The sequence below is a fragment of the Kitasatospora sp. MY 5-36 genome, from assembly GCF_001182915.1.
GTDB lineage: Bacteria > Actinomycetota > Actinomycetes > Streptomycetales > Streptomycetaceae > Kitasatospora.
The window spans coordinates 1-5,946 of the sequence record NZ_LFVW01000686.1; the positions used below are offsets into that span (position 1 = coordinate 1).

Sequence of the window (5,946 nt, forward strand, 5' to 3'; positions counted from 1 at the left end):
ATCGAGGCCCGCTCCGCCACCGCCAGCGAGCAGCTCGGCCGGCTGCGCGGCGAGGCCGAGCGCTCCGCCCCCGCCGACGGCGAGGCGCACACCGAGCTGCCCGAGGACCTCGTCCCCACCGATCCGGAGCACGCCCAGGCCCTGCTGCGCACCGCCACCAGCCGCCTGGCCGAGCGCCGCGAGGCCCTGGACGCCGCCCGCACCGCCCACGCCGACCTCCAGCGGACCTTCGACACCGCCCAGGCGTCCGCCGCCGACTTCGACGAGCTGGCCGGCCAGCTCCGCGACGGCCTGCGCGACCACCAGGAGGACCCGGACGACCCGGTCGAGCCGTACCTGGGCTCGCTGGCCGAGGCCCGCACCGGTGCCACCGAGGCCCGCCGCGCCCTGCGCACCGCCGCCGGTGAACTGTCCTCCTCCGAACTCGCCGTCCGCGACACCGCCGACGCCCTGGTCCGGCACGCCAACGCGGCCCGCTACGAGGCCGTCCGCACCCCCGCCCGCCAGCAGATCCGCGAACTGCCCGCCTCCGCGCTGCCCGAGCACGCCGCCGCCTGGGCCACCGCCTTCGCGCCCCGGCTGCGGGTGCTCACCGACGAGCTCGCCCAGCTGGAGAAGAACCGCGGCTCGATCGTGGACCGGCTGCGCGGCCTGGTCGAGTCCTCGCTCACCACCCTGCGCGCCGCCCAGCGGCTCTCCCGGCTGCCCGAGGGCCTGGGGGAGTGGTCCGGCCAGGAGTTCCTCCGGATCCGCTTCGAGGACCCGGACCACGCCACCCTGGTCGAGCGCCTGGGCGAGGTCATCGACGAGGCCACCCGCGCCGCCGTCAGGAAGAACAGCGACCTGCGCCGCGACGGCATGTCCCTGCTGCTGCGCGGGGTCGCCGCCGCGATCGGCCCCAAGGGCGTCAGCGTCGAGATCCTCAAGCCCGACGCGGTGCTGCGCGCCGAGCGGGTCAGCGTCGGCCAGATGTCCGACGTCTTCTCCGGCGGCCAGCTGCTCACCGCCGCCATCGCGCTGTACTGCACGATGGCCGCGCTGCGCGCCAACGACCGCGGCCAGTCCCAACTGCGGCACGCCGGCACGCTGTTCCTGGACAACCCGATCGGCCGCGCCAACGCCACCTACCTGCTGGAGCTCCAGCGGGCCGTGGCCGACGCGCTCGGCGTCCAGCTGATCTACACCACCGGCCTGTTCGACACCACCGCGCTCGCCGAGTTCCCGCTGGTGATCCGCCTGCGCAACGACGCCGACCTGCGGGCCGGCCTCAAGTACATCTCGGTCGAGGAGCACCTGCGTCCGGGCCTGCCCGCCGCGCCGGACCCGGACGGCCCGACCATCCACGGCGAGATCACCGCCACCCGGATGTTCAAGCGCCCCGCGGAGGTTCCCGCCCAGCCGTGAACTGGCTAGCGTGATCGCCATGCTGACGATCGCGCACCTCAGTGACATCCACCTCGGCCAGGACCACGGCCGGGACGACGGCAAGCGTGCCCGCCGGCGGGCCGAGCAGGTGATGGCGTACCTCGACGCCCTGCCCGGCCCGCTGGACGCGGTGCTGGTCACCGGCGACCTCGCCGACCAGGGCCTGCCGGAGGAGTACCGGCAGGTCGCCGAGGTCCTGGTCTCCCGGCACCCGGTGTTCACCTGTCCGGGCAACCACGACTCCAGGTCGCCGTACCGGGAGGTGCTGCTCGGCGAGGCGCCGGGGGAGGGGCCGGTCAACCGGGTGCACCGACTGCCGGGCGCCGACGTGCTGATGCTCGACTCCTCGATACCCGGGCAGCACGACGGCCTGCTGGACGAGCCGACGCTGGACTGGCTGGACGCCGAACTCGCCTCCGGCCGCACCGAGTTGCCCGCCCTGGTGGCCTTCCACCACCCGCCCGTGGAACTGCACCTGCCGTACGTCGACCCGATCCGCCAGTTCGGCGAGGAGCGGCTGGAGCGGGTGCTGCGCCGCCACCCCCGGGTGGCCGCCCTGTTCTGCGGCCACGCGCACACCTCCGCGGCCACCGCCTTCGCCGGCCTGCCGCTGCTGATCGCGCCCGGCGTGGTCTCCACCGTCACGCTGCCCTTCGAGGGCGGGCCCGGCATCTCCTTCGACCACCCGCCGATGCTGGCCTTCCACGTCCTGGACGAGGACCGCCGGCTCACCACCCACTACCGGGCGCTGCCGCTCCGGGACTGACCGATCCGCCTGGTGCTACGGGTGGTTGGGCTGCACCCGGGCCTGGCGCGGTGGCTGCTGCGGTGGCTGCCGCGGCGGTTGGTAGGGCTGCTGGTACGGCGGTCGGGGCGGCTGCTGGTTCCCGTACGGCGGCTGCCCCGACCCGTACGGCTGCGGCTGCTGCCGCCCCGGCCCGTACGGCTGCGGTTGCGGCTGCGGCGACTCGTACGGCTGCCGGTACACCGAGGACGAGCCGGGCCGGGGGAACGGCCGCGCGGCCAGCGGTTCGGAGGGCGCCCGGCTGCCCGCCATCGGGTGCGCGGAGCCCGGCGACTGCATCCGCTGGGCCGCGACCTGGCGGGAGATCAGGATCTCCACCAGGCACCACATGGTGCCGAACACCCCCAGCCCCATCGCCAGCAGCGCGGGCGTCAGCAGCCAACTGTCCGCGTACGAGGCCAGCGTCGCCACCACGACGCCGACCAGGGTGAAGGACAGGCAGAGCACCGCCCGGACTGCGGCGGCGCGTACCTCGTCGGGTAGGCGGCGACGGCGGCGGCGTGGCACGGACATCGAGCGACCCCCAGGCGCGTGGCGCGTGTTCGGTGAAGCATACGGAACGGGCGCACACGAAACGCGCCCCCTCGGCTCACTCTGCCCCGCCGAACCAGGACTATGCCTCCATAACCGCCGAACTGCCGCCAAACCGTGCCATCCGGGCCGTCATTGCCGTCCCGGCAGGCCTGGCAGGCGCCCCCGGCGCCCCGGTTCAGTCCAGCTGGGCGTTGAGCTCCTCCAGCGCGCCGCTGACGATCGTCCGCATCGCCCGCTCGGCGTGGCCGGCGTCCTTGGCGCAGATCGCCTCCGCGACCTCGCGGTGCAGCCGGATCGCGTACGACTCCGGCTGATCGGGCATCAGATGGTACTCGGTCCGGCCGGTGAGCACCGCCGCGACGGTGTCCCCGAGGTGGGCGAACATCTCGTTGCCGGAGGCGCGCAGCACCAGGGAGTGGAAGGCGATGTCGTGTTCGAGGAAGGTGGCCAGGTCGGCGGCCCGCGCGGTGACCGTCAGATCCACGGCCAGTGAACTGAGTTCGCGCCGGTCGTCGTCGCTCGCGTGGGTGGCGGCGAGCGCGGCCGCGGCCGGTTCGACGGCCACCCGCAGGGAGCCGAGCGAGCGCAGCTGGGCGGGCCGGTCCGAGCCGGCCAGGCGCCAGCGGATCACCATCGGGTCGAAGACGTCCCAGACCGACTTCGGCTGCACGGTGATCCCGACCCGTCGCCGGGACGCCACCATGCGCATCCCCTCCAGGATCCGCACCGCCTCCCGGACCACCGTCCGGGAGACCCCGAACCGGTGCTCCAGCTCCTCGCCGCGCAGCACGGCCCCCTCGGGGACCTCCCCCGACGCGATCGCCGGTCCGAGCTCGTCAAGCAGCCGCCCGGGCAGCCCCTGGATCTCCATCCGCCCAGGGTAGACGCCCGCCCCGCGCGCGTTCACGTCGCCCTGTGGCGGTGGTCGTGCCGCCCCGCGGTCCGGGTCGTGCCGCCCCGCGGTCCGGGTCGTGGCGTCCTGCGACCCAGACCACACCGCAAAAGTATGACGATTTGGTTTCCGCCACTTGAATACGTCATATCTTTGAGGCGATAGTGGCGGCCAGGCAACGAAGGAGCACCACCCCATGGCTCTCAGCGTCGAGAACCACGACTTCCCGCAGTCCCCCCTCACCATCGTGGTGATGGGCGTCTCGGGCGTCGGCAAGACCACCCTGGCCCGCCTGCTGGCAGACCGCCTCGCTCTCCCCTTCGCCGAGGCGGACGACTTCCACCCGCCGGCCAACATCGCCAAGATGTCGGCCGGCATCCCGCTGGACGACGAGGACCGCGCGCCCTGGCTGCGCGCCATCGGCGCCTGGCTCAAGGAGCGGGCCGAGGCCGGTACCGGCGGCGTGGTGACCTGCTCGGCGCTGAAGCACCGCTACCGCGACATCCTGCGCGCGGACGCCCCGGGTGCCTTCTTCCTGCACCTCAGCGGTGGTCACGAGCTGGTCGAGGACCGGCTCTCCCACCGCACCGGCCACTTCATGCCGACGTCGCTGCTCGACTCCCAGTACGCCACCTTGGAGCCCCTGGGTGCGGACGAGCGCGGCGCCGCCCTGGACGTGGGCCCGTCCCCCGAAGAACTCGTCGAGATGGCCGTGGCGCTGCTGCGGCCCGTCAATGGAGACCTCGCGTGAGCATTGCCCCCACTCTGCTGGCGGCCGCCCCACCGGCCCTGCCGCACACCAGCAGCGACTCCCAGCTGCTGATCGCGGTGCTGCTCAGCATCGGTGCGATCGTCGTACTGATCACCAAGCTGAAGCTGCACCCGTTCCTCGCCCTCACGCTCGGCTCCGGTCTGCTGGCCGCCGTCGCGGGCGCCCCCTTCGACAAGCTGCTCAGCAGCTTCTCGACGGGCTTCGGCTCCACCGTCGCCAGCGTCGGCCTGCTGATCGGCCTCGGCGCGATGCTCGGCAAGCTGCTCGCCGACTCCGGCGGCGCCAACATCATCGCCGACACCGTGCTCTCCCGAACCGGCAACAAGGCGCTGCCCTGGGCGATGGCGCTGATCGCGGCCGTGCTCGGCCTGCCGCTGTTCTTCGAGGTCGGCGTCGTCCTGCTGATCCCGATCGTGCTGCTGGTCGCCCGCCGCGGCAACGTGCCGCTGATGCGGGTCGGCATCCCGGCCCTGGCCGGCCTGTCGGTGCTGCACGGCCTGGTGCCCCCGCACCCGGGCCCGCTGGTCGCCGTCGACGCGCTGAAGGCCGACCTCGGCATCACTCTGGCGCTCGGCCTGCTGATCGCCGTCCCGACCCTGATCATCGCCGGTCCGCTGTTCGCCCGGGTGGCCGAGCGCTGGGTCGGCCCGCTGGAGATCCCGGCGGCCACCGCCCCCGAGGAGACGGCCAAGCACGACCGCACCCCCTCCTTCGCCGCGGTGCTGGCCACCATCCTGCTGCCGGTCGTGCTGATGCTCGGCAAGGCGCTGGCCGACGTGGTGATCGACAACCCGAAGGCGCTGGGCCAGCGGGTGTTCGACTTCATCGGCTCCCCGCTGATCGCGCTGCTCGCCGCGACCCTGCTCGGCATGGTCACGCTCGGCAAGGCGGCCGGCTTCGACAAGGCCCGGGTCTCCGACACCGTCGGCAAGTCGCTCGGCCCGATCGCCGGCATCGTGTTCATCGTCGGCGCGGGCGGCGGCTTCAAGCAGACCCTGATCGACGTGGGCGTCGGCAACGCGGTCAGCGAGTGGTCCGGCAAGTGGCACATCTCCGCGCTGCTGCTCGGCTGGCTGATCGCCGTGCTGATCCGCCTGGCCACCGGCTCGGCGACGGTCGCCACGATCACCGCGGCCGGCATCGTCTCCCCGCTCGCCGCGAACATGTCCTCGACCCACGCGGCCCTGCTGGTGCTCGCGATCGGCGCCGGTTCGCTGTTCCTCTCGCACGTCAACGACGCCGGCTTCTGGCTGGTGAAGGAGTACTTCGGGATGAGCGTCGGGCAGACGCTGAAGTCCTGGTCGGTGATGGAGACGGTGATCTCGGTGGTCGCGATCGCCCTGATCATGCCGCTCAGCCTGATCATCTAGCGCGCGAAGCAGCACCGCCGAGGGGCGGCACCCGTGACCGTACGGGTGCCGCCCCTCGGCGTTTCCGGCCTCCCGGCCGTGCCAGGAGTCGGGTCAGCGCCCCGGCAGCCCCGACAGCACCGCCGCCGTCGCCGTCAGCAGTTCCTCC

General features: G+C 73.2%; 5 protein-coding genes and 1 pseudogene. 4 read left to right on the forward strand and 2 right to left on the reverse strand.

Annotated elements, in window-relative coordinates:
* Positions 1-1,404 (forward strand): annotated as a pseudogene (locus AE652_RS33585) (hypothetical protein); the annotation flags it as partial.
* A gap of 19 nt (positions 1,405-1,423) precedes the next feature.
* A complete protein-coding gene (locus tag AE652_RS33590; protein WP_063780355.1) occupies positions 1,424-2,191 on the forward strand; it encodes a metallophosphoesterase in 768 nt (255 codons plus the stop codon).
* 15 nt (positions 2,192-2,206) lie between these two features.
* Here the strand turns inward: AE652_RS33590 and AE652_RS33595 are convergent, their stop codons facing one another.
* On the reverse strand, positions 2,207-2,743 hold the full coding sequence (locus tag AE652_RS33595) for a hypothetical protein (RefSeq protein ID WP_143204763.1): 537 nt from the start codon (positions 2,741-2,743) through the stop codon (positions 2,207-2,209).
* Between the two features lie 196 nt (positions 2,744-2,939).
* On the reverse strand, positions 2,940-3,635 hold the full coding sequence (locus AE652_RS33600) for a FadR/GntR family transcriptional regulator (RefSeq protein WP_049658539.1): 696 nt from the start codon (positions 3,633-3,635) through the stop codon (positions 2,940-2,942).
* 217 nt (positions 3,636-3,852) lie between these two features.
* On the opposite strand from AE652_RS33600, the gene AE652_RS33605 reads away from it, so the two are divergent.
* Entirely contained in the window at positions 3,853-4,407 is a 555-nt protein-coding gene (locus AE652_RS33605; protein WP_049658540.1) for a gluconokinase, read from the forward strand.
* A 2-nt stretch (positions 4,408-4,409) separates the two neighbouring features.
* Complete coding sequence (locus AE652_RS33610; RefSeq protein WP_049658545.1) at positions 4,410-5,798, forward strand: gluconate:H+ symporter; 1,389 nt, start codon at positions 4,410-4,412, stop codon at positions 5,796-5,798.
* Positions 5,799-5,946: the final 148 nt, after the last annotated feature.